Source organism: Paraburkholderia sp. BR10141 (assembly GCF_056155635.1).
The window spans coordinates 35377-56877 of sequence record NZ_JBMIQH010000047.1 but is presented as its reverse complement, the minus strand read 5'-3'; the positions used below and the strand labels follow the sequence as shown (position 1 = coordinate 56877).

16 protein-coding genes and 10 pseudogenes are annotated in these 21501 nt (G+C 58.8%); 9 read left to right on the top strand and 17 right to left on the bottom strand.

The features are described from left to right. On the top strand, positions 1-609 hold a 609-nt coding region (locus ACOJB8_RS37055), incomplete at its 5' end, for a transposase (protein ID WP_475017115.1). Positions 610-1095: 486 nt separating this feature from the next. Beyond that, positions 1096-1930 (top strand): annotated as a pseudogene (locus ACOJB8_RS37050) (IS630 family transposase); the annotation flags it as partial. An 874-nt stretch (positions 1931-2804) separates the two neighbouring features. On the opposite strand, the gene ACOJB8_RS37045 reads toward ACOJB8_RS37050, so the two are convergent. Both ACOJB8_RS37045 and ACOJB8_RS37040 read right to left on the bottom strand, forming a co-directional pair. After that, on the bottom strand, positions 2805-3182 hold the full coding sequence (locus ACOJB8_RS37045; protein WP_475017113.1) for a DUF3564 family protein: 378 nt from the start codon (positions 3180-3182) through the stop codon (positions 2805-2807). A gap of 57 nt (positions 3183-3239) precedes the next feature. Beyond that, positions 3240-3688 (bottom strand): annotated as a pseudogene (locus ACOJB8_RS37040) (cupin domain-containing protein). A 329-nt stretch (positions 3689-4017) separates the two neighbouring features. On the opposite strand from ACOJB8_RS37040, the gene ACOJB8_RS37035 reads away from it, so the two are divergent. The 3 genes and pseudogenes from ACOJB8_RS37035 (at position 4018) to ACOJB8_RS37025 (ending at position 5964) form a co-directional block, all read left to right on the top strand. Continuing rightward, positions 4018-4185: a hypothetical protein gene (locus ACOJB8_RS37035; protein ID WP_218108692.1), complete on the top strand. Its 168-nt coding sequence runs from the start codon at positions 4018-4020 to the stop codon at positions 4183-4185. A 301-nt stretch (positions 4186-4486) separates the two neighbouring features. Further along, a pseudogene (locus ACOJB8_RS37030) lies at positions 4487-5391 on the top strand (integrase); the annotation flags it as partial. Positions 5392-5607: 216 nt separating this feature from the next. Beyond that, complete coding sequence (locus ACOJB8_RS37025) at positions 5608-5964, top strand: hypothetical protein (protein WP_475017111.1); 357 nt, start codon at positions 5608-5610, stop codon at positions 5962-5964. A gap of 442 nt (positions 5965-6406) precedes the next feature. Here the strand turns inward: ACOJB8_RS37025 and istB are convergent. The 3 pseudogenes from istB to ACOJB8_RS37010 form a co-directional block, all read right to left on the bottom strand. Continuing rightward, a pseudogene (gene istB, locus ACOJB8_RS37020) lies at positions 6407-7194 on the bottom strand (IS21-like element helper ATPase IstB). A gap of 7 nt (positions 7195-7201) precedes the next feature. Then, positions 7202-8413, bottom strand: a pseudogene (gene istA / locus ACOJB8_RS37015) (IS21 family transposase); the annotation flags it as partial. A gap of 516 nt (positions 8414-8929) precedes the next feature. Next, positions 8930-9630, bottom strand: a pseudogene (locus ACOJB8_RS37010) (IS6 family transposase). A gap of 425 nt (positions 9631-10055) precedes the next feature. Here ACOJB8_RS37010 and ACOJB8_RS37005 point away from each other — a divergent pair. From ACOJB8_RS37005 to ACOJB8_RS36995, 3 genes are all read left to right on the top strand, one after another. Then, on the top strand, positions 10056-10517 hold the full coding sequence (locus ACOJB8_RS37005; RefSeq protein WP_441830792.1) for a hypothetical protein: 462 nt from the start codon (positions 10056-10058) through the stop codon (positions 10515-10517). After that, positions 10411-10689, top strand: a complete 279-nt coding sequence (locus tag ACOJB8_RS37000; protein ID WP_475017122.1) for a DDE-type integrase/transposase/recombinase — start codon at positions 10411-10413, stop codon at positions 10687-10689. The genes ACOJB8_RS37005 and ACOJB8_RS37000 overlap by 107 nt, the downstream gene beginning before the upstream one ends. A gap of 66 nt (positions 10690-10755) precedes the next feature. Beyond that, the gene (locus ACOJB8_RS36995) at positions 10756-11535 is read left to right on the top strand and encodes a cytochrome b (protein WP_475017109.1); all 780 of its coding nucleotides are present in this window, start codon (positions 10756-10758) and stop codon (positions 11533-11535) included. A gap of 566 nt (positions 11536-12101) precedes the next feature. Here the strand turns inward: ACOJB8_RS36995 and ACOJB8_RS36990 are convergent. The 6 genes and pseudogenes from ACOJB8_RS36990 to ACOJB8_RS36965 form a co-directional block, all read right to left on the bottom strand. After that, positions 12102-12436: pseudogene (locus ACOJB8_RS36990) on the bottom strand (ATP-binding protein); the annotation flags it as partial. Between the two features lie 37 nt (positions 12437-12473). Further along, positions 12474-13187 carry a tyrosine-type recombinase/integrase gene (locus tag ACOJB8_RS36985; RefSeq protein ID WP_475017120.1) on the bottom strand — a complete coding sequence of 238 codons (714 nt, stop codon included), beginning with the start codon at positions 13185-13187 and terminating at the stop codon, positions 12474-12476. Then, positions 13187-13474 (bottom strand): site-specific integrase, encoded by a 288-nt coding sequence (locus ACOJB8_RS36980; RefSeq protein ID WP_475017107.1) that lies wholly within the window; start codon positions 13472-13474, stop codon positions 13187-13189. The genes ACOJB8_RS36985 and ACOJB8_RS36980 overlap by 1 nt, the downstream gene beginning before the upstream one ends. A 138-nt stretch (positions 13475-13612) precedes the next feature. Next, a complete protein-coding gene (locus ACOJB8_RS36975) occupies positions 13613-13741 on the bottom strand; it encodes a hypothetical protein (RefSeq protein ID WP_475017119.1) in 129 nt (42 codons plus the stop codon). Positions 13742-13793: 52 nt separating this feature from the next. After that, a pseudogene (locus ACOJB8_RS36970) lies at positions 13794-14578 on the bottom strand (IS5 family transposase); the annotation flags it as partial. Between the two features lie 481 nt (positions 14579-15059). Beyond that, the gene (locus ACOJB8_RS36965; protein ID WP_475017105.1) at positions 15060-15557 is read right to left on the bottom strand and encodes a tyrosine-type recombinase/integrase; all 498 of its coding nucleotides are present in this window, start codon (positions 15555-15557) and stop codon (positions 15060-15062) included. A gap of 45 nt (positions 15558-15602) precedes the next feature. On the opposite strand from ACOJB8_RS36965, the pseudogene ACOJB8_RS36960 reads away from it, so the two are divergent. After that, a pseudogene (locus tag ACOJB8_RS36960) lies at positions 15603-16118 on the top strand (IS66 family transposase); the annotation flags it as partial. A 134-nt stretch (positions 16119-16252) separates the two neighbouring features. On the opposite strand, the gene ACOJB8_RS36955 reads toward ACOJB8_RS36960, so the two are convergent. From ACOJB8_RS36955 to ACOJB8_RS36930, 6 genes and pseudogenes are all read right to left on the bottom strand, one after another. After that, positions 16253-16462, bottom strand: coding sequence for a hypothetical protein (locus ACOJB8_RS36955; RefSeq protein ID WP_475017103.1), 210 nt, complete (start codon positions 16460-16462; stop codon positions 16253-16255). A 193-nt stretch (positions 16463-16655) separates the two neighbouring features. Further along, the gene (locus ACOJB8_RS36950; RefSeq protein WP_475017101.1) at positions 16656-17750 is read right to left on the bottom strand and encodes a cysteine protease StiP domain-containing protein; all 1095 of its coding nucleotides are present in this window, start codon (positions 17748-17750) and stop codon (positions 16656-16658) included. Further along, entirely contained in the window at positions 17743-18501 is a 759-nt protein-coding gene (locus ACOJB8_RS36945) for an HAD family hydrolase (RefSeq protein WP_475017099.1), read from the bottom strand. The genes ACOJB8_RS36950 and ACOJB8_RS36945 overlap by 8 nt, the downstream gene beginning before the upstream one ends. Continuing rightward, on the bottom strand, positions 18491-19618 hold the full coding sequence (locus ACOJB8_RS36940; RefSeq protein ID WP_069269012.1) for a phosphoribosyltransferase domain-containing protein: 1128 nt from the start codon (positions 19616-19618) through the stop codon (positions 18491-18493). Before ACOJB8_RS36940 ends, ACOJB8_RS36945 begins: the two co-directional genes overlap by 11 nt. A gap of 331 nt (positions 19619-19949) precedes the next feature. Further along, positions 19950-20277: pseudogene (locus ACOJB8_RS36935) on the bottom strand (DDE-type integrase/transposase/recombinase). 870 nt (positions 20278-21147) lie between these two features. Further along, positions 21148-21495, bottom strand: coding sequence for a hypothetical protein (locus ACOJB8_RS36930; RefSeq protein ID WP_069269013.1), 348 nt, complete (start codon positions 21493-21495; stop codon positions 21148-21150). Positions 21496-21501: the final 6 nt, after the last annotated feature.

The window sequence follows — 21501 nt, the reverse complement described above, 5'->3', positions numbered from 1 at the left end:
GCGCATTGGCGCTGGCTGGAAGGCATCAGGTTCGCCCGGCCGGAGCAACAGATCGTCCTGCAGGAATATATCGACACAGTGCAGGCCTGCGGCGGGCGCGTGGTCAGCCTTGACCGCGAAGTCGAGACGGCCGCGCATGCCAGTCCAGCCTGGCCGGTGATCGAGGCCTTGATGGCGTTGCGCGGCATCTGTTTGCTCGCGGCTGTGACGGTGGTCGCGGAACTCGGCGATCTCGCACGCTTTGCTGGCGCGCCTCAACTGATGGCCTATCTGGGTCTGGTGCCCAGCGAACATTCCAGCGGCAAGCGCGAACGCCGTGGCGCCATCACCAAGACGGGCAACAGCCATGTGCGACGCGTGCTGGTTGAAGCAGCGTGGACCTACCGCCATGCCGCACGAAAAACTGCGATCCTGCAGCGGCGCGCAGAGCGTACACCGCCAGAGGTCCAGGAGATCGCGTGGTCGGCGCAAAAGCGGCTGTGCCAGCGGTTTCGAAACCTGATGGCACACGGCAAGCTAAAGAGCCAGGTCTGTACCGCCATTGCACGCGAGCTCGTCGGGTTTATCTGGGCTATCGGGCAACACGTCACTCCCCTCAAGCACGACTAGCCGGGATGTGACAAGTTAGTTGAACTCACAACAGGATGTTTGGGCCAGGACCAGGCAACGGTGGGAGAACCCTCGCGGCGACACTAGGAGGCAACTGGAAACAGCACAACCCTCGAATCTAGATTGAGGCAGCTCCCCGACGTTTCGTTTGTCATGCGGTAACCAATCCGCGCATATCAGAATGATCAACCGTCGGATAACCGCCTTGGTCCTGGCCCAAGCATCCTGTTGTTGACGACCGTCAGAGAGACGGTCTCGCATGGTCGTGAGCGTACAGGCGTCGCCCTCACGACCAATGCATAGCATGGGAAAACGACGTCGCGTCAAGGGTCCGCTACGCCGGGCTCACGCCCGCCCTTGACCCGTCAAACCTCGGAGAACCGCACTACTTGACACGGTCCATACATATCAGTGTTCTGTCCCAGAAATAACTTTACGTAAATTCAGATTGTTCTATGATCGAATCACGGTGAGTTGGGGGCGATCATGGGACGCAAAGGGATCGAGCTTGTCGTGTCGGATCTGGAGCGAGAGCAATTGCTCTCAATGAGCCGCTCGCGTTCGCTGCCTCACTCTCTCGTGCGCCGGGCAAACATTATCTTGATGGCCGCTGACGGTCATACGGGTCAAGAAATTGCGACGAAGTGCGAAGTAACACAGCCTGCAATTACGCACTGGAAGAAGCGCTTTGTTGCCCACGGACTTGCCGGTCTGCATGATGAAGCCCGTCCAGGCCGGCCTCGCACGCATGATGATGAAGCAGTCGCGGAATTGCTTGCGAGGATGTTGCATGAGAAGCCGGACGGGGCAACGCACTGGAGCGTGCGCTCCGCTGCTGCGCAGACAGGGATTTCGAAGAGTTCGGTGGCCCGATATCTGTCGTTGTTCGCCGCGCTCAATACGGCAACGGGTGAAGTTATTGCGCAATGTAAGCCGCGCCACCGACATCAGGAATTCCTGGCGTTTCTCAGGCATGTGGATCAGGCGGTGCCTGCCGATCTCGATGTGCATCTGATCGTCGACAACTATGCGACACACAAACATCCCAAGGTCTGGGCGTGGCTGGCCAGGCATACGCGCTACCACATACACTTCACGCCGACTTACTCAAGCTGGCTGAATCAGGTTGAACGCTGGTTGGGCCTGATTACACAGCAGGCGATCCGTCGAGGGTCGTTCAAGAACGGGCGGCAACTCATCACCAGCGAGCGATATATCGAGCAGTACAACCAACACGGCCGGCCGTTCGTATGGACCGCGACCGCCGATTCAATTCCAGAAAGTGGCTCGGCTATGCAAAGTTATTTCTGGGACAGAACACTGGATCCCGACATTGATCTGCCGAAAATTTGGGCTGATGAAGCGGCGGAGTATCGTACGGGAGTGGAAATGAAGTTTCCGAGGTTTAAGGTCAGTACCGATCAGCTGAAATCGGTGCAGGGACGCGGCGACCCAAGTCGCTTGCCATTCGACACCTCTTGCGAGTAATCGGTAGGAAGACGAGCTTCCACGAGTCAAATCGCAAGACGGCGCGCTTCGCAGGCATCAAAGGACAGCTCGCAGGTCTCGATGAAGACGCCCCGTACAGATCCTCGCCGGCGGCAAGCGTACGGAGGCGACCCTTAATTCCGCAACCGGAGCGCTCAAGGGGGCGGTGTATAGCGATATCTCGATTGCAAAAGTCGTTTGGCAGCGTAGGGCCGCTGACCAGAGTGTGGCTCCCGTTGCAAGCGATGCAGGGGTCGTCTAAGTGGGCGTGTGGGAGTTTCAAACGTGGTCGTATCTCCGACGGTCAGGGATGAGGGTAAAAGAATTGTGCCGGCAGGACTTGCACTCTGACACGATCTTTGTGTGCAATTTTTGGCGCTTGCGTTCCTCAGAGCCCCACGCTACAAGGCTTTGCTGACTAGCCGCAGGAGTGCAAGGTGGTGGTATTTAAGGTTTTTCGATCAGATCGCCAGAAATTGCACCAAAAGTACGAATACCCGGCTTGCGCCGGGGTGAGGCCGTTGTTGAGCACGATGCTCGAAAAGCCAGTTCGTGTCATCGGCAGGGGTTGGTCGATTTGGACGTCGGCATCCTTCGTCCCTAACCAGACGCATCATTCCGGAACTGGAATAGTTCGAGCCCGCTGACACGGGCTTTCAGGGATTCACCGAAGATTCGCATGCAACGAGGCGAAGGCGCGTCCGAGGTCAGACCTCGTCCTCAGCAAACACGCTGTGCTCGGCAAGCACGGTGTCCTTGTCGACGCACTGCACATGCCAGTGCCCTGCAACGACCGATCCGCTTTCGCATTCAGTGCAGCACCAGAGTGCCTCGCCTGATTCCCCCTCGAACGGGCCAGTTTGGGCTTCCACGGCGAGACCGTCGAGGATGAACAGGGGGCGCGCATTATGCGGGTCGCACACCAGCGTGCCGCGAGCATCGACCCGCAGCTTTCCCCAGTCGGGGAATTGGAGACCGGCATGACCTTCGCGCGACCACTTGTGGGTGTCGTTGTCGAGCCAAAGGATCGCATAGGCATTCGGGTCAAGGCGGTCGAAGGTGCTGAGATGGAGCGTGATGCGCATGAATTTCTCCGGTCGTGTTCGTGGCTTCGTGACCCGCCATAGTAATCGGCGGACATATCAACTGTAGGTGCAGCGGCAAGCTTGTGCATGCGTCAGGGTGTCGCTTGCTGCCGCTTTATACTTACTTGGGCGCCGGCACGGCGCTTCCGCGTCTACCGATTTAAATTCGGCAGGGCTCACGATTTCGATGTACTCCATGTCAGGCGCGTGTTCGAAACGGACGGCGCCTGATGCACGCAATCACCCGCTTCGACGAGCGTTTCCTTGTCGGTGTACACGAAGCTCGCCCCGACTTAGAGCATGCTGACGATATGAAAATCTGCTTCATGCGGGTGCCGGCCCGCGCCCGACTTTGGCGCAAGATTTGCCCTAATGTTGCGCGACCACCTTGTGCCCCTGACGATTTCCAGATCACGATAGACAAAGAAATCGCGCAGCCCACCGCGCGTGAGTGACGTGTCCTGCGGCTTGACGTGAGAAAAACCAGTGGTGAGTCCGGTTTGCATGACAGGTCTCCCGAGTGCGATGGAAGAAGGGGCACTAGGTTTGGGAAGCACGACGTCTTCCAGCATCCAGAATTTGACTTGGCACGCGGTGGTGGTTGCCCCTGTTTCCGGATTTGTGACAGACCTGGATCGACGTCAAGCTATCCATCGGCCGGCTCGCATCGACGCCAGGCTTCTGGCTGACGTACACCGTTCCTGCGAGAGCCAGCCCTCGTGGCACGTTGACTCTTATGTGATACCTGATAAAAGTGCACGAGAGTGCCCCGGTCAACGGCGGAGTATGAGCGCAGCGTCCGCCGTCCTTGCTGGTGCAAGCCGCTTCGGGCGGCATGTCGACTGCGCTCATTCAGATGGATTGTGCTGCCGGCTTCGTGGCCACGTCGCACAATGACGAGGGTGCCGCGATCGCCGAGCGCCTCGGCGCCAACCGGATATTCCGCCACGCCGATCAGTTGCCGCGCCGCACTGATGCAGTCGTGACAACATCGGGGCCGTGACCTGGGCGGACAGCCTGAGGGCTGTCAAACGTGGTGCGTCGTGGTGATCAATGGGGTCACGAGCCGCCCTGCCGCGGAAACCGATCTGCTTCGCATCTTTATCGAGCAGGTCGACATACGTGGCACGCTCGACGTAGGACGCAATAAATTTGACACTACCCGTTCCCTGTAACCAAGAGCCAAAGCGCGCCCCTCGTGACGGTTTTATTTACCTTTGAATCGTAATAAAAGCGTCAATTCGCATAAGTCCGCATTAAATTCGTCACTTCGCCTCCTAAACTTCGAATCCCGACCGTAACACCTGCGCACGCGTCTTCGCGTGCCTGCAGGCGATGCATGACGAGTTCCTGCGCCAGTGTCGCTCGGTGGACCTGACTGCAGCGGATTATCCGTTCAACATCGCGGGGCATGCGATCCGTTCCCTGTCGTGCCGGCTGAAGGCGGAAATGCTGCGCAGTTTCGGTACAGCCGCGCGCGCCGCCGGTGCATCGCACCTGAAAGGGGGTGCCGCGCTTTGATGACGACGTGAAGGTGCCGGCGACTCGTCCCTGTCAGGTCGTCGAATTCGACGGCCACCGGCTCGATATCTGCCCCAAGTCCGTGGTGCGCGATCCGCTGGGATTTGAACACGAATTCGAAATGGAACGTGTCTGGCTGCTGGTGATCATCGACGTGTGCACGCGCGTCGTGCTGGGCTATCACATCGTGCCGGCGAGCGAGTACAGCCGCTACGATGTCATCAAGACCATCGAAAACGCGCTTGAGCCTCGTCGCGTGAAGGACTTCACGATCGCCGGACTCGGCTACGGTGCGCAAGAGGGTTTCGCGTCGCAGCGTATGCCGGAGCTCGCGTATGCCGTGTGGGAACGTATGAAGCTCGACAACGCAAAAGCGAACCTGGCCGACGACACGATTAGGGCACTTTGTGAATTCGTTGGGTGCCTTGTCGATGCGGGGCCGCGCCACAGCCCGGACGAGCGACCCTACATCGAGCGTTTTTTCGGGACCGTCGCAAGCCGCCTGTCGTCGCGCCTGCCAGGCTACACCGGCTCGCATCCGCGCGATCTGCGGCGGGCGCTGGGTGATCCGAAGGGTAGCCTGCGTTTGTATGTTTCCCTCGACGAGCTCGAGGAACTGGTCGAATACGCGATCGCGAGCTACAACGGCACGCCGCACCGTCCGGGCCGCACAACGCCACGCGAAGCGCGCCTGCGGTAGCGCCCCGGGCCCTGGATCCCAGCCACGCGCTTCGCAGTAGCTGGGCCCCGCGCCCCCCTGCGCGCGCCGCACGTGCCCAGCCGCCTCCCCGCCCCCTGGCGGGTGCCGCGCCGGCCTAGGCGCCCGTCCTGCAGCAGTTCGAGTTTGCTCGCAGCTATGGCAGTCTTGACGAGTTTCTGGCGCAATCGAGCGCGGAGAAGGGGGGTGGCCAGCGGGGTGGGAAACAACTGCCTGCTGGATACAGTTCTTCAGTTCGTGCGCAACATCAGGCGACAGCCCGGGGTGGAAACGGAGCAGACGAGGGAACTCGAGGCGCAGGCGCAGGCATTGCGAAGCGGGCTGATCGCGGATGGCCTGGCCGATGAGCATGACTTCATCGACATCTACGCGGCCGGGGACAGGCTCGCGCGCAGCCTTGACATACGCATCCAGACCATTGAGGTCGATCAGAGTGGGCGGGTCACAGCGCATCCGGTTCTTGGTCAGCAAGGCCGGCTTGTGCATATCCTCCATACGCCTGCTCACTTTCAGCCATTATGGCCGCGCCCGCCAGGATCATAAAAAATCTTGGACGGCAGTCATATTGCACCTCCTGCCATGGGCCATGAGGGCGTATTCCACGCCAAACCGAACGCTGACTCCACGCCTGCCCGAGCGCGAATTCCACGCGTAACCGAGCAGTGAGCTGGAGGGATGGCGACGCGGGATAACCGTAAGCGCTAAATTCACCACACCCGATGGAGAATCGTTCGCAACCGAGAGGCGAGCGTGGCCGCATCGCGGCGGCCTGGCATGACCGACGATGTCCACGACTGCACTCGGGTATTGCGCGCCGACTTCATGGGTGGCGCGCAATTGGCCGATCAGTTCGCGCTCGTTTCGGCTTGCCGTTTCGCGTAGTTGAACGGCAGCAAATCGCTAATGTCGGCGTCCGGTGCTCGCTGCCACGGGGCGGCGTAATGGAGCCAGCGGAAGCGGGGGTAAAGCGCAGATTCGAACGGCTTCAAGAATGCCGTTTGTTGCCCGATTTGGCAACCGCGTTTTCACTGCTCGCCGGCATCGGTTTGGGCTTGCGGAAGCTCTCTCCCTCGATTACGACGCGATAGGCACCGTGTCGTAGCCGGTCCACATCACGGCGCCCAGAATGCGGTTGTCGGGGAACGCGTCGCCCCATTCACTCAGATCTAAATTTGACGTGACGGTCAAAGCCGCTCGCTCGTACCTGGCGGCGATCAGGTCGTGGAAGTCTTCGTCGTGGGGTGGGTGCAGCGGTTTGACTGCGAAGTCGTCGATGATGAGCAGCGGCACACGTACGAACTGCTGGAACTTGCGCTCGTCCAGGTCTGTGGCGCGAGCTGCGTGCAGTTTCTTGAGCAGATCAGTCTGTGAGATGAACAACACGTCACGCCCTTGCCGGGCCGCGCAGTGGCCCAATGCCTGCGCCAGGTGTGACTTGCCGACGCCTGTTCCGCCGACCAGCAAGACACAGACCTCCTCGTCGATGGAGCGACCGGTAGCGAGATCGTGGATATAGGCTCAGTCGAGCTTGGGCCCCAGATCGAAGTTGAACGTCTCGAGCGTCTTGCCCATCGCGAAGCCGGCACGGGCAAGCCGCACGCCCAACTTCTTCGTGTCGCGTCGAGCGATCTCGTCATGCAGCAGCATTGCGAGGAACTCGGTGTAGGCAAGCTGCCCGTCAATGGCTTCGCGGTTGCGCTGCTCGAGCGAGTCAAGGATGCCCGAGAGGCGCAGCTGCTTGAGGATGGGGTTCAGTTCGGGACTCGGATTCATGGCTGGCTTAATGGATCAGAAGGGATTGAAGGTCGCGGCCGAATCGGCCACCATTCAGGTTGGTATCGGTGGGCGCCGTTGCGGTAGATGGCGCCGCAGCCTCGCTGTCGAGCCCCTTGTCGAGGATCGTCTTGATGGTGCGATAGTGGGGACCGGAGAACGCGAGCGCACGCTCGCATGCGGGGTTCAGGCGCTCATCGCCCACCTTCTCGCGTAGGCGCACGATGCCCTTTGCGCCGCGCAGGTTTTCCAGCACCGTGTTGTTGAACATCGCGAGGATGACGGCGTGGCGGGCTGGCCCGATGTCCTTCGCGCGCGCGAGGCACCACTGGGGATCGTGCTCGAGCCAGGCCTGTGCCTCGGGCGGCTGGTGGTCGCGCACGGTGTGGCGGTCCCCCGGTTTGCGTAGCCGTGGATGGGTTGCGACGAGCTCGTGCCGGTGGAACGCCTGCACGACCGTGTCGGTGGCCTTGAGCCATAGCTGCTTGCCGACCAGCGTGAAGGGCACTGAGTACAGCGCCTTCTTGTAGACAACGTGGCCGTCCGTATACACCTTGACCTCGGACCACACGGCCAGTACTGGCGGCACATCGGGCAGGCGCGTGGGCAGCGGCCGCTCGATCGCAAAGCGCGTGAGCGGCCGCTCGTGCGTGGTGCCGTGATCGCGCACGCCGGCCTGCTGCAGGATCCGCTCGCGCAACTGACGGTTCGCGTCGGCCAGATCGCGGAACTCGCGTAGTGGTACGAAGGACTTCTTGGCGTACTTGACTCCGGATTCAACGATTCCCTTCTTGGCTGGGTCGTGCGGCGGACATGGTTCGATGCGGAAACCATACGTTTCGGCGACCCCCGCGTAGGAACGCTGGACTTCGGGGCTATGCATGCAGTGCCGGATGATCGCGCACTTGGCGTTGTCGATCGTCACCCGGGAAGGACAACCCCTGAACCATTCGAAGGCGCGGCGATGACAGGCCAGCCACGTCTCGACGGTCTGGTCAAGCACAACCTCGGCATACTGATACCGGGACCAGCACAGGGTCATAACGAAGATCCACGTCTTGAGCGGGATGCCGGACTCGTGCGTGAGCACGGGGCCGGCGCCGAAATCAACCTGGGTGGCTTCGGCGGCCGCGAATTCGAGGGGCGTCGTTGCCTTGACGACGCGTTCTGCCGCAAGCCGGCGCAGCATGCGCTTCACGGCGTCGTAACTGCCGGTATACCAACAGTGCCCCTTTCTCCCTTTCCCGGCCGCTCCAGATAGATTTTCCAACGTAGTTCCATGACCGTCTCCCCAGCGCCGCTCAACGGTCCAGTGTAGTCGTTGCCGTCGACTCCCGCCGGCCTCGTCCGCTCCCCCTAATTCAGCTAGCGCGATCAAGAGCGCGGGCGAGGGGGCACCATGGCGTCCTCTGACGAGATAGACAGCCGTGCCGCGAAGCTGGCGGCGGTGTTAGGTGTTGCGACCGCTCGGAGGGGGCCGCTGACTCGAGTTCAGCCTAAGCGCGCTGGACAGTTGCTTGACGTCCGGACAACTGCCTATCGGCTGCGGCAGCGATTTTTGGCGAACCCTGTGACGAGTGCTCTCGATCCGCAGCACCGTGGTCCGACGCCGGGCGTCGCCGATTAAAGCTGCGTGTCGCGCGGCTCGATCGCGGACGCCTGAGGCGCGTTGGCCTTACACTCCGGCTTTGGTGCAATTTTAATAGCAGCGAGAAGCAGCGTGTTTGCGGCGACCTCATTGAGCAGAAAGAACTGCCTTCCAAATAGCGGGCGCATTTGTATCTTCGAGGCGCAGGTTCGTAAGGTCAAATTGCGCCTTCCGAATGCGATGCATCAACTCGATGGCCGAGATCGTGACGGTCGCGTTTCTGAAGCATTTGAAGCCGAGCATCGCGTTGACCCTGGACTTGATGTTGCGCTGATCTTGCTCGATCAGATCATTCAAGTATCTCAAGGACCGCAACGTCGCGTCTTTAGGCAAGGTCCCATCGGCATTCATTTCGCACACCGCGCGGTAAGACGCGTAACCGTCCAGCGTGATCGTAGCCCGAGGGCGCCCCTGACTTCTGATCGTCTTCGCAAAGAACGCCTGGGCCGCAGCCACATTTCGCTTGGCGGGAGTCAAAGTCGACCGTTTTCCCGCCCGGTCAAGCCGCGGTAAAGATAGACACATTTGGCAGGGATCTTCACATAGGTCTCGTCGATCGGCTGACCGGCTTTCAAGGCCAGCCGATTCCAGCGTTTGACGAATTCCGGCGTGAAGCGCTGGGCCCAGCGCATGATCGTCGTGTGCGACATCGACAGACACGCTCGGCAATTATTTCAGCGAGGTGAAGTCTGAGTGTAACGCAGGTACCAGCGCACACAGAGGACAATAACTTCGCGAGCGAAGTGGCGCCCGTTGAGCAATCCGTCAATGTCTTTTAGCTTACGCATTGGCTCGTGCTCGTCAAAATCCCGAGCGTAACAGACCAGCGCACCCAAATTGCACCCTACCGTCGCGGAGAAGCGATCGCCGTGATAAAAGCAGTTCGGTATTTTGCGTTGCAAGTTGTCACCCGACGCCGCTGTCAGCAACGTGACATTGCTGAAGCTACCGGCTGAAAGCTGATTTGGCGAAGCCATCAGCGCGCATATTTCTCGCACGCATGCATTCGTTACGTGGATCTGTGTTATCCAAACAATCGATTTTTTAGTCGACATGGAAATGCCGCATAGTGCGTTCGGCGATGTACTGGGCGTCACGAATGCAAATTTTCATGACCTGCCTGAACGCAATTGGCGTTGTCGACGCGAATATGGTTGTGTCGCGTTAGTGCCGGAACGCTAGAATGCGCGTCTGACGAACTGGTACTGACCCGATGAATAAGAAGGCACTGACGCCACGAACGGCTCTTGCCCCAGAAGTTGCGAAGGTTCTGAAGCGACTGCACCATCCGCTCGATGTCATGCTGCTGATGTGCGTGCCCTCGTATGTGGACTATGGACTGAGCCTGCGAAATCTGGAAAAGATGATGGCTGAGTGCGGCACCGATGTCGATCATTCAACCGTGCACCGGTGGGCGATCAAGTTGCTGCCCGTTCGGGAAAAGCCATTTGGCGTCGCAAGCGCGAAGTCGTCAGGAGTTGGCGCGTGGATGAGACTGATATCAAGGTCAAAGGACAGTGGAAGTACTTGTACCGGGCCGTGGACAAAGCGGGAGACGCGATCGATTTCTGACAAGGCTGCCGCGAAGCGCCACTTTGAAAAATCGATCGAGCGCAACGGCGCACCCGAGGCGGAGACCGAACGACAAGAGTGGGGCAAATCTCGCTGCGTTTGAGTCTATCAACGCCGGGCGGGAGACGCCGATCAGTATCCGTCAGTCGAAGTATCTGAATAACATCGTCGAGCAGGACCACCGCGCGATCAAGCGCGGGACCCGCCCGATGCTCGGGTTTAAGAATTTCGTTGCGTCCGCATTCTCCTGGGTGGCATCGAAGTCATACACATGATCGTCAAGGGAAATTGAACGATGGCGGCGTTGGTGCAAACTCCCGCACAGCAGTTATGTTCGCTGGTTGGATAAGGAAATCCATACCATACCGGTCTTGGACGGCCTCTCGGTCTTACTGCGACAGAACCCGCCCGACCCCGGCATTGAATCAGCAAAGGGCGGAACGCGTGGCGGCGTCCCGATACAGCCTAACGACTTCGGACTGGAAGAGGTTATGAACCGGATGTCACGAGCGGCTAAGCGATCCAGTTCGCGTGCCGGTGAGCCGCTAACCGCGATCCCGCAAGACGGCCAATCTGGCCTGCGCGACTGGTCAGAACTGGCGGCCGGGACCGAGCGGGGCCGCTACGACGGTATCGCACGATTTTTCCATTGGACATTTGCTGTCTGGATTATTTACGCCAGTGTAGCGGGTTACTCGCTCACCCGGGTCGCCAATGGACCTGTGCATGATTTCCTGTCGCGACTGAACATGTCGATAGCAACGGTTCTGATTGCGCTTTTTCCGCTGAGGGTGGGTTGGAAGCTGGTCAGAATCGCGCCACCTGCGCTGCCCGATGTGTCCGTCGAACAGCAACTACTGGCACGCGTAGTACATGTCTTGATTTACGTCATGATCTTTGCAGTGCTGGCGAGTGGCTTCCTGATGGTGCCGAATGGCTATCCGTTTTTCGGACTGGTTGAAATCCATACTCCGTTCCAGAAAGGCCCGCTAACCGACGAATTGTTCGCGGTGCATCGCGCAAGTTGCGCACTGCTGGTTGGACTGGTCATGTTGCACGTGGCAGCGGTAATCAAGCACCAACTGATCTCGCGTAACGACGTGCTGCGAAGGATGCTTTAAATACGGTTTGTCTTTCATGGTCGCTGCATTTTTCATTGATGCCTGTATCTGGGAAAAGACCCGCCGGTCAAGGTGGGCCAAAACATCGACCTCATGGAGGTTAGCACATCTTGAATTTTCCGCACGGCGTTGCCGCGCAGCATGGCATGGATTCGCGAAACGCGGCGCCATCAAAGCGTATTTCACGGCACCCGAGCCTGGAATTAAGCCGCCATCGACAGGCGCGCCCGAAAGACCCTTTTGAACCGGCCGAGTGCCGCCAGCGCATGCTCAGCGCCCTACGGCTGCTCAATCTCGCGCTGCTGGACCGGCTGGGCACCCGTCGCGAGCAGTTCGTTTCCAAGGCGTGCGCCTATTTGTTCAATTCTTCACACTCCAGCTCGAAGCCCCCAACGTCCCGCGACAGGTGTACTGGATTCCTTGCGTTAGAGAGCATCAACCAGCACGGCCGGTCAGCGACAACTATTTTGGCCGGTCAACGGGGTAGTTGTCGTTCGATATCAGCTCATATTTGACGTTTCTCCTTCGTAGTTGTCGTTGCGTGATCGTGTAGTTGACGCACATCGTTACTGCGCAACGTTGTCGTGGTCAGGCAACTGGGCGCTGAACGGATTGGCAGGGTTGTCGTCGTGCAATTGACGCCGCAGTGCATTTTGTTTGTCGCCGGCCTTGCGGCGGCGGTAGCTTTCGACGTTGAGTTCGAAGGTCGTCGAGTGATGCACAAGCCGGTCGATGGCGGCGATGTCATGCCGGGGTCGGGGAACACGTCATTCCAGTCCGAGAATGTTTCGTTTGCAGTTATCGGAAGACTTTTTCGCTCATACCTCTCTGCAATCCGCTCGAACAGAACGCTGGTCTCGGCCCGATCCTTGCGAGCATACGACAGGTCGTCCAGTAACGTTTTGCATAACGTTACTCGATCTATGTGTAGTGCACCGTTATGTGGAGTCCGGTGGGTCAAGGCATAGTGATAGTCGGCAGCCGTGATTCGAACTCCACATAAGTATCAGAGTCGCTTCAACCAGTCGATAATCGGCAAGCGTCCGAATGTTCCTCGGTCGGCCGATACCTTCGTCAATATGTCGGGAAACACTTGAAGGAGTGCATGGCGCTTCATGTCGATGTCTGATACGAAGGTCGAGTACCTCCTGCACCCTTGCGCCGGTATTGAACATCAGTGAAAACAACGCGTAGTCACGCCGACCGGCGGCGGTCGCTCGATCGACCGCATTCAGCAGCGCCTCAACCTCGTCCTGCTCGAGATATTCGATCGGCGCTGACCGCGCCTCGCGTTTGAATGGAATGCTGAGGATTGCCTGCGCCACCGCCAGATGTTCAAGACGTTCAGTTGCCAAGAACCGCGCGAATGTATGAATCGCGGCAAGCCGGGCATTACGCGTGGCAATGCCGTTGTGCCGGTCTCGCTCGAGAGATGTCAGGAACTGTCCGACCGATTCGGCGGTGATCGCCGCAAGATCCAGACGTTCAATGCCGCAGTGTCGCTTCGCACTAAGAAATCGCATCAGAAGCACCAGCGTGTCGCGATAGCTATGGATCGTGTGCCGGCTCATCCCTCGCAACGTAGGTAGATAATCCTGGAAGAATCGGACAAGACTCCGTCCGAGCTCACCGGAGCAAGGACGCCGTTTCATCATTGCTCTCCCTGAACAAGATAGCCAAATCGTTTCGCGAACCTATCGCTCGCCAGCTCTCGGAGTTCCGGAATCCAGCGCAAATAGTAGGCAGTCGATACGATTGATACATGACCCATGTAGAGTGCGAGCTTTGGCAGGTTGGACTGGACGTCCGCCCCCTGACGATACCATCGCATCAGGGCTTCAATTGCAAGGGAATGCATAAAGTCGCGAATACGGGGAACCCGCCCGTCGGCATCCCGGAAGCCTGCTTCTTGCAGTAAGCCCGTGATACCTTCATGCAATCCCGTTCCAGGGTAGCCCCGCAGACCATGGTGCATATTGCACAGTAACGGTGACGACGGCGTAGTGTCGAGAGGGGTAGCGAGGCGGCGCGTGAGGTAGCGGCGCAGTTCTAGCCGGGCACCGCACGAAAGCGGAACCTATCTCGATTTGTGATACTTTGATTCGCGTATGTGCAGGACTCCAGCGTGCGAGTCTACATCGGCCAACGTTAGCCGTAGCAACTCCCTTCGCCTCAGCCCGGCGGTGTACAGCAGCACAAGCGCCAGGCGGAGGACATACGGCCTTAGAGGTGTTAACAGAATGACTTTTCAGGTGTCGCCAGCATATGATGCAGCAGGCGATTCTGAGGAAAGCCTCGTGGATGAAAGCGAGCTGTTCGAAGCGGATGCGCAGTCGACGGAAGTTGTGAAGCCAGGAGATGGTCCGCTCCACAACCCAGCGTGTCTTGCCTAGCCCGCTACCATGTGGCTGACCACGTCGAGCGATTTCGGTTGCAATGCCGGCGGCATGCAGTGGACGTCGATATTTGTCGTGGTCGTAGCCTCTATCGCCCTCAACGACCCGAGGCTTTGATAGTGGTTTGCCACGCTTGCCGCGGATTGGCGGAATTGCCTCGACCAGCGCTTGAAGTTGAGTGACGTCGTTGCGGTTGGCGCCGGTCAGAATCACCGCGAGCGGGATGCCCTGCGCTTCGGTGATGAGATGGTGCTTTGAACCGGGTCGCGCGCGGTCTGTGGGATTCGGTACTGTTTTTGACCTGAGCCCACAGCACGCACTGAAGAGGAATCGACGATGACGCGAGACCAGTCGATTTGGTCGGCTGCGCGCAATCGCGCAAGCAGAACCTCGTGCAACTGCTCCCAGACGCCAGCGGCTTGCCAGTCACGTAGGCGACGCCAGCAACTCATGCCGCTGCCACAACCCATCTCGCGAGGTAGCAGGTCCCAACGCAGGCCTGTCTGTAAGACGAAGAGAATGCCGGTGAGCACCGCACGATTGTCGCGCGGCTTGCGCCCCGGATAACGGGTTCGTCGTAGTTTGGGAGGGGGCAGCAACGGTTCGATGAGTGCCCAAAGTTCGTCGTCGAGTATCGGCTTGGCCATATCCTTTTCGTCGTCGAAACAATGAAAAGGTTAACAGCATTCATCGAGGGTTAACAGCCCCCTCATTCATTTTGTTAAGGGCTCTTAGTGGCGATGTCGCCGTGGCCTGACGCGTGTCTGCAAGTTCGAGTACCCGACCAACCTGCGCGGGAGTCAGGATAATTGGTGCGGCATGTGGTTGCGGGCGCACAAACTGGTTGATGTCCGGCACGAAACACCGGGGCTCGGTACGTTGCCGGTAGGCAGAAATTGCGCACGGCAACCTCGCGGGCCCGACGCACGTTCGAGGTGAGGGAATTGAAGGTCTTGCACCACGATTCGAACAGCGTGTTGTTCAGGTCCGATTCACCAGCTCGGGCGATGAAGTCCCTCATTGAATGCAAGGTGCGCTCCTGTTCGCTGTACTGACGCCCTAGCGCTCGGCGGTGCGCAAGGTATCGACTGATGAGCGGATCAAGTGCGGTTGAGCCGAGTTGGTGCTTCATGATGCCCCCTTCATTGAGACGCGACCACATCCAGGTACCGTTAGGGCAACCTGGCGCAGCGCCTCCACATGCAGGCGAAGATAGACATACGTGCTCTCGAGGGAGTGGTGACCGAGCAGATCGCCGATCATCTTTACTCCGACACCTCGCTCGAGCAAGCGCATGGCGAAGCTATGCCTCAGGCAGTAGGGACTGGTCTGTAGAATGGGCAGGCCACTGAGGCGTGCACGCTTGGCATAGATGTGTTCGATCGTTACTGCCTTGATCGGACCGGCCGGGCACCGCACTCTCAGGAATAGCTGGTGTGTGCTCGTCAGGGGTGGTCGACGGCGTAGATAGCGGTCGAGCACATGTCGCGTTCGGCCAGTGAGCGGCATTACTAATACCGACCGTGTCTTGCACTGGTCCACCCGCAGGATATCGTTCTCCCAGTCTATCGAATCGAGCGTCAAGCTGACGATTTCTGCTGGACGCAACCCATAACGTCGTGACACGCTTCCTGGATCACATCGAAGCTGAGCGATCTAATTCTGCGGCGACGCGCACCAGTCCTGCTGGCCACGCGGTTCGTCGTGCTGATCGGAAAGCTGTTCGCCGCCGAAGCTCGCAGCGCAAAGTGGAAGCCTGAATGTCGGCAGCGGCTGCGCGCTCGATACAGCGCCCACGTGCTTGCTGACATCGAACGCATGATGATCGAGCATCTGCCGACCGTCGTACCGTCGAGTCTGCTGGGCAAAGCGCTGCAATACATGCGCGGGCAGTGGCACAAACTGGTCCGCTACGTCGGGAACGGAAACTGGCCCATATCCAACAACCTCTGCGAAAACGCGATCAGGCCATTCGTTGTGGGCCGCAAAGGCTGGCTGTTCGCAGACACTGTTGCCGGTGCGCAGGCCAGCGCCAATCTTTACTCGCTCGTCGAAACCTGCAAGGCGAATAGCATTGACCCATACCGCTATCTCGTCTGGCTGCTCGCGAAGTTGCCGCTTGCTGTAACCGCTGACGACTACGCCGTACTCATGCCTTGGCTCATGCCTGCGCCACGAACACCCTGAATCTGAGAGGCGTGCGGCCGGCTAGGCTTCCTTATCCGAGCGCTCAGCAAACTCGGGCCACAACCTGCCGATCGTTGGCAAACGCACCTCGTTGAGCATCAGGGCTAGGCGGCCACCATCATGCGCGGGCGCGTTCACGCTGCCACCTTTTCGAGCAGTTCGTGATAGACGGCAACGGGCGGCATCTGAACCTCGACATCGGGACATTGCGCCTCACGGGGTGCGTATCGGTCAGGCAGCGCCTTGAAATCGGGAAGCTCGCCGGTTTCAAGCATCGCATCAAGCTGCCCGGCCAGTACGGCCAGCGCGCCATGCAGGCCCGCGAGCTCAAGCAGGCCGACCATCGTCTTACATGCGTCGCGTTGTGACAGGCGGGCATCGAGTTGCTCCCAGTTTTTGCGGTAAGCCGCACGTCTTCCAGGCACACCACAGGTGAGCGCAATTCTGAGATCTTGGTGCCGAAATCCACGTCCAGGATGTCACCGCGGGTCGGCATGTACAGAGTCGCCCAGACGGCGAACGGAGAAATGGTGCCCATCAGATCAGACACCGTATGATTGTCGCGGCACGATACGGACCCAGGTCCGCGCCAGCTTCCTCTACGGCCACGCCCGCGCGGTCAGTGAGATGAATTAACAACTGCACGTCGCTGTCGTTGCGATCACGTACCAGAACGTGATCAGGCACACGACGCAGAACCGCTCGGGTTGCCTCAGCGATACCCGGCTTCACGCGATTCAAGTTGGAGATGTCAAAGCGAGTAGCCAGCGAGGACACCGCGTCATCAGCGGACGCTTGGAGTTCCAATCGCTGTTCGTTGGTCCATGGAGTTGCGGGATAAACCTCGCCCAGCGCCCCGCGTTCGGCCTCGATCTTATTGATGAACTCTCGGGTTACATCATGCTTAGGCAGGTGGTCGTATGTCACGCAACCATGAAGCCCGCCTTGAGTCGGCCAGATGGTGCGGGATACTAGGCCGGACACGGTCGCGCCGAGGATGCCAGACGGAATTACCCAGTCCTCTGCAGAGCCAGCTAGCCAAGCGCGGCCGCAGGGGTCTGCCAGAACAACGAGGCGAGGATCTTCTGGGAAGCGCTTGTCGTCGTCCAAGGTGCGCTTGAGCTCACCGGAGATTGCGCCTTTTCCGGTCCAACCATCCACGAAGACGATCTTTTCGGGACCGTGCAGCTGGATGACGGCTTCCAGAGCCACCGTGTCGATACCGCGATCGCGAATGATGCTGACGCCGTAGTGGTGAGCATCGCGGCCCATTTCGACGAGTGCCCGGCGCAGCAGGACGCCGAGGGGTACGCCTGCGCGAACAAATGAAACCAGGGCGATGCTCGGCCCGGTGTAAGCGGCACTCAATGCCAAGGCCAGGGACTGAACATTGGAAGCCATACGAGCGCCGTTCTGCGCCAGGACATGGGTGTGGAAACGCTTGTGCACGTCGGTAGGAGCCTGCTCCAAGCTTATCATCTCGGAGTAATGTTTCTGATTCGTCTGGATCAGAAGTTCCTTTTCGTCAACGTTAGTGACGCTCAGCGGCACGCGCTGCAAAAGGAAATGCACATCTTCAGGGGCGTAGCTGCCGCTGCCGATGGTGCTCAGTGTGGCGAGAAGATTAGTCATTGATGAGCCCCTTCACTACGGTCGCCAGTTGACTGTGCGCCGGCGTCGACCACATATGACAGTGGTCCATGAACCCCAGGTCGGAGATGCTGTCACCGAAGCCTAGGACTGGCCGCTCGCCGTGGATCTCACGGTCGCGACGCAACCATTCTTGAACGGCGAAGCGCTTTTCCAAACCCTCAGGCAGGAAGGCGAGGTTGTTGCCGTTAACGTGGGTGTGCATGCATTCCAACATGCTTCGAGATTGAACTTCGGTCAGCAACTCGGTGAGCACCGAGTCGTTGGACTCGTTGTGCTTGGTCACGACGTAGTGGCGCAGACCTTTCTCTCCAACTACCCAACTGCGCACGGAGTAGCCCAGTTCTTTGCCGATTTGCAGGGTGGCTTCGCTCAGTGTCGACAGCCGGTCTTGAAAGGTCCGGAGCGACGCGGCCATCTGGCCGTGCCAGGTCTGGTCAGGCGATCCGTCAGGGCGGAGTATCACTCCACCATGGGAGCAAATTGCGCCTTCGGTGAAAGGAAGCTTGACGCGGTTGTAGGCCTCCACGCTGCGTGCGGTAACCGGAACGACATCGGCTGAGGCCAGCAGCCAGTTGATGAAGAAGTTCTGGACCGGGTTCATGTACCCGTTGGGCTGCCCATGCACGTCCAGAGTGGCGATGATTCGTGGTGTGGCCTCGTCCATCTTGCCTGCGGTCTGGATCAGGGTGTCGTCGAGATCGACGAATATCAGCGGACGGTTACTGCTCATCGAAAATTATCTCCGCATTCAGGACATCAACCAGTTCTGCAGGGAGCGCTTGCGCCGGGGTTTCCGTGCAGATAAGAACTCGGTCGAACTGACCGGGCTTCACGTTGTAGAGGAAGTTCGGAATACCGAGGCCATAGTTGTCAGGAAACGACAGCACGTGCTCGATCGCGTGGCCCAGGGCCACAGGGGATCTCGTGGTGGAGCTGAAGTAGACGTCTGCCCCGGCTCGCTCCGCACGCTCCGCCAGCAGGAAGGGACGCCAGACGAACTCACCGGTACCAACTATGACGACGTTCTCGCCGGGCCGGATTTGAATGTCCGGTGCGAGCGTGTCCTCCACGCGGCGAACGCCCAAGCGCCCCCAGTCATTGCGGGGTGAGAGAGGCCATTCGCCTATAGAAACGGCACCGACGCCTGGCATATCCGGCAGGGGCGCGGACTGATCTTCGTGGAACTGATACGACCCGCTCAACAAGGATACGGCGGTGGTCGACTCTCCGATGGCCTTACTCACAGCACCCGCAGACCAGTCCGTCAGGACGCACGTGACCACTCGCTCGATCTTCTTCAGGCCGGCTTCGATTAATGCGCGGTGCAGGTTGAGAAAGGTCTTGCCGGTAGAAGCCTCATCGTCCACCAGGACTAAAGATCGGGCCTGAAGCATCAAATCACGAACCTCGGGATCGACCGGCAGGTGGATTAAGTGGGTGCTGGCATGACTGTGCTCTTCCTCGAATCGAGCAAAGAGGTCGGTACCCAAAGGATGACGGGTACTGGTGAGGTACACGCTATCGGAACGCGTTGCACTATAAGCACGGTACACGCCGGCACCGAGGCCAACTGCGGTTTCGGCCACGCCGATTACTAGCACTGGGCCGGGCAGGTTCGCTGGGATCTCGCTGACGAGGCTCTCGAAACTGGCAGCCATGATCGATGGGCGCGCCGGTATGTAGCGTCCCAGAACTTTGGATACAAAGAGAAATGCCCGCTTTGGATTCCGGCGCTCCGCGAAACCGAACAGGTTAGCCGCAGGCAAGGTGGCGGCGTCGACTTTGACCTCGAGCAGTCCCCGCTTCAGTTTAGCGCGTAGGAACGTGGGTACTACATTGCTATCCATGAACTGCTTCCTAGTTTGATGCGAGGTCGTCGAGGACCTAACTGGCTGTTGAAAATTGCCCCGGTGTGACAACCGCGGCACTGTTTAAAATGATGGTATGCAATTCGTCGCTGAGTTGTAGATGGAGCGTCCGGATTGCACCACAGGCGAGTGCGCCAGCCGGCGCATTTTCGCGCGGTGGCGGCGCCTGGGCGACTCATTGCGCTGTCCTTGCGGCACCGCCGTCACTATTCCGGCCACTTGGCTCATGTTGCTAGCAGCATTTGTCAGTTGAAGGATTTTTTCGCGATAATGGCAACGGTCATAGCAAAGCGCGATATCACGGGATTGCTTATTTCGCCAGCGAATACAGTTGCTCAACGGCAGATGATTGAGTGCCGCGAATGCATTTCATCTGCCAATGCATGACTTCAATGCCAACCATAAGATGCGTGCACAGCGAAAATCTTTGAATCCCAGCATAGGACGAGTGCGGCGCTTCATGGCACGGTAGTCCTGCTCTACAACATTGTTCAGGCATTTGTTCTGGCGGTCTGCTCGAGGTGGCGCAGACTCAGCGGATAGGCAACGTACCAGCGCAGGCATAGAAGGATTACGTCAAGTGGATAATGCAGGCGCTTGAGCACCTTCGCCACTGCGGGATTCAGGTTCTGCCTCATTGGTCAGATCGTCCGTCTTTGGGACTCGTATCCTCACCTCCGTGTGAGATGGACTTCCGAAAATGACCGACGCAATTTTCGCGCCGGACGGACGGTCATATAGACACAACACAATTCCGAACTGCCTGTTGCAAATGTCCAACATTTGTCGCGCATCGGACAATTTCGGAGATATTGCAACGCAATTCAACGGGATAAGGTAAGGTGACCAATGAACGCTTGATTGCATGGGTGCATTGTTGCTTAGTTTCGGTTCAGCACGGAGCTACTCTCCTCATCATCCGCCAGGAAATCGCCGAATAGGCCGGGACCTGCGAGGTAAGCAACTCGCGAAGACCCTTCTCGACAGCTGATGGAGTCGATTGGTATTTGCTATCCAAATTATGGCGGCACCATAATGGACGAGACAACGAGCCATTCCTGACTGGCGTTGCGCACGCAACAGCCATGGTTCTGCGAAATCCCCTTGGACCTTGTTCGGCACCAACGTTTCTCTGGGGCGGCTAACCGCCAGGGCAGGCGTGAGTTCCATCACTGCGTCCTTGAACCCGATGGGTGTCTGGTGCGATGCGGTTCGCAACCCGCTTGAGAAAACGGGTGCGATATCCGGCCCTGCAGGCAAGGCGACAGCATAACGGAACCAAATTCGCAGGATTGCAATGACGATGAAAAACCGATCGTCATTGCTCGCAGCGGCAGGAAATCGTTCAGGTTGTATGGAATTGAGCGTTTTTTTCTACCTTTGTTTCTTACTCTTTGGGGCGGTGCGCCGGTCGGGTGTCGGTACCCCTCGAGGTACCGAAGCAAACTATCGACAGCTTCCTGGTCGCCCTCGATTGCAGCGCGTTCGTCATCAGCGAGAGGAGTTTCCTACAACATCCGGATCATGCCCGTCTTCGAAGAGAGCAAGTCGGCTTGGGACGATTTCTTCGGAACGTAGAAGTCGCAACGCACACACGCCATGCGGTGTGGACATTGATCGAAGAACTCATATGAGTACAGCCCGTGACCAAGGTCATAGCACTTCCACGGCTGGTCCGTGTGCCGATCGTCGATCGCCTGCCGGTCAATGAGCACCTCCATCATTCGAAGGTTGCGCTGGAAGTACTGTGCTTCAGAATGAGCTCTGGCCAGCTTTGTGGGCGTGATTGCGACGTAATGCTGGGTCGTTGCTGGCGACCGATGACCAAGCCACGCTTGCAGTTCGAACAGGGACATTGGTTC

What these genes read in the sequence shown, in the direction of transcription:
- ACOJB8_RS36985 (WP_475017120.1), bottom strand. Translation starts at nt 13,187, where the DNA reads ATGAAACGGCGTCCTTGCTCCGGTGAGCTCGGACGGAGTCTTGTCCGA.
- ACOJB8_RS37045 (WP_475017113.1), bottom strand. Translation starts at nt 3,182, where the DNA reads ATGCGCATCACGCTCCATCTCAGCACCTTCGACCGCCTTGACCCGAAT.
- ACOJB8_RS36940 (WP_069269012.1), bottom strand. Translation starts at nt 19,618, where the DNA reads ATGGATAGCAATGTAGTACCCACGTTCCTACGCGCTAAACTGAAGCGG.
- ACOJB8_RS37005 (WP_441830792.1), top strand. Translation starts at nt 10,056, where the DNA reads ATGAATAAGAAGGCACTGACGCCACGAACGGCTCTTGCCCCAGAAGTT.
- ACOJB8_RS36955 (WP_475017103.1), bottom strand. Translation starts at nt 16,462, where the DNA reads ATGGTCGGCCTGCTTGAGCTCGCGGGCCTGCATGGCGCGCTGGCCGTA.
- ACOJB8_RS37035 (WP_218108692.1), top strand. Translation starts at nt 4,018, where the DNA reads ATGTCGACTGCGCTCATTCAGATGGATTGTGCTGCCGGCTTCGTGGCC.
- ACOJB8_RS36930 (WP_069269013.1), bottom strand. Translation starts at nt 21,495, where the DNA reads ATGTCCCTGTTCGAACTGCAAGCGTGGCTTGGTCATCGGTCGCCAGCA.
- ACOJB8_RS36945 (WP_475017099.1), bottom strand. Translation starts at nt 18,501, where the DNA reads ATGAGCAGTAACCGTCCGCTGATATTCGTCGATCTCGACGACACCCTG.
- ACOJB8_RS36950 (WP_475017101.1), bottom strand. Translation starts at nt 17,750, where the DNA reads ATGACTAATCTTCTCGCCACACTGAGCACCATCGGCAGCGGCAGCTAC.